At 67.9% G+C, this 1,148-nt stretch carries 1 protein-coding gene and 1 pseudogene; one reads left to right on the forward strand and one right to left on the reverse strand.

The window, feature by feature from the left end:
* Positions 1–504: imidazole glycerol phosphate synthase subunit HisF (gene hisF, locus I73_RS20960; RefSeq protein WP_022982410.1), on the reverse strand; the 504-nt coding region annotated here is incomplete at its 3' end.
* Positions 505–660: 156 nt separating this feature from the next.
* On the opposite strand from hisF, the pseudogene I73_RS20965 reads away from it, so the two are divergent.
* Positions 661–1,148: pseudogene (locus I73_RS20965) on the forward strand (hypothetical protein); the annotation flags it as partial.

Raw genomic sequence — 1,148 nt, forward strand, 5'->3', positions numbered from 1 at the left:
CATCTGGCGCGCCCAGGCCACTGCGTCCAGGCCAACGTTCTTGCGCCCGCCATGGGTGTAGACATCCCAGCCCGGCCCACGGGCCGCCAGGTCGTCGCCGGTGCGGCGCTTGGCATCGATGGCCACCACGATGGCCTGTGCGCCGTACTTGTCCGAGGCGTCGCGGATGACCTGCGGGTTGGCCACGGCGGCGGAATTGAAGCTCACCTTGTCGGCCCCGGCATTGAGCAGGCGGCGCACGTCCTCGACGGTGCGCACGCCACCGCCCACCGTCAGCGGGATGAAGACCTGCGAGGCCACCGCCTCGATGATGTGCAGGATCAGATCCCGGCCATCGCTGGTGGCGGTGATGTCCAGAAAGGTCAGTTCATCGGCGCCCTGCTCGTTGTAGCGGGCCGCGATCTCGACCGGATCCCCGGCGTCGCGCAGTTCGACGAAGTTGACACCCTTGACGACCCGGCCGCCGGTGACGTCCAGACAGGGAATGATGCGTTTGGCGAGCATGGGGGCGATTGTCGCAGGAGCCGCCAGGGACCGCGCATGCGGGCGGCGTTACACCCCGTTGCCACTGCGTGGCCGCCGCTCGGCCATTGGCCGCCCGGGCCGCTACGATGCGCCCCGCAGCGCACCAGACGCTGCACTCACAGGGAGAGACTCGACATGCTGACCTCGCTGGCCCCGCGCATGGGCCACACCTCGCTTCTCGCACGTCTGGCCGCGGGCCTGATCGTCCTGAACAGCCTGCTGGCCAGCCCGGCGCAAGCCGATGAGCCCGGGGTGGACCACCCCGCCGTCGCCCGCTACCCGGGCGCGGAGATGAAGCACTACGACTTCAAAGAGTACGAGCAGGCACGTCTGATCCTGAGCCGGCCGCGCAAGCTGAGCAATGGCGACTACACCGCGGACAAGACGGAGGTCGTCGAGGGACAGGTCACCTATCTGCAGTACGAGATTCCAGGCTCCGCCTCGGCCTTCCAGGTCTTTCGCAACTACCAGAGCTCGCTGCGCCGCAGCGGCTTTCAGGAGCTCTTCGTCTGCGAGCGCCCCTGCATTGACGGCAATCTGGGCGATTTGCGCGAGCTGCTGATGGCCCGCGACCTCTACCTCAATTACAGCCAGGACATCCAGTACCTGGCCGCCCGGCGCGG

Origin of the sequence: Ideonella sp. B508-1, assembly GCF_000333615.1 — a bacterium.
Classification (GTDB): Bacteria; Pseudomonadota; Gammaproteobacteria; order Burkholderiales; family Burkholderiaceae_C; genus Ideonella.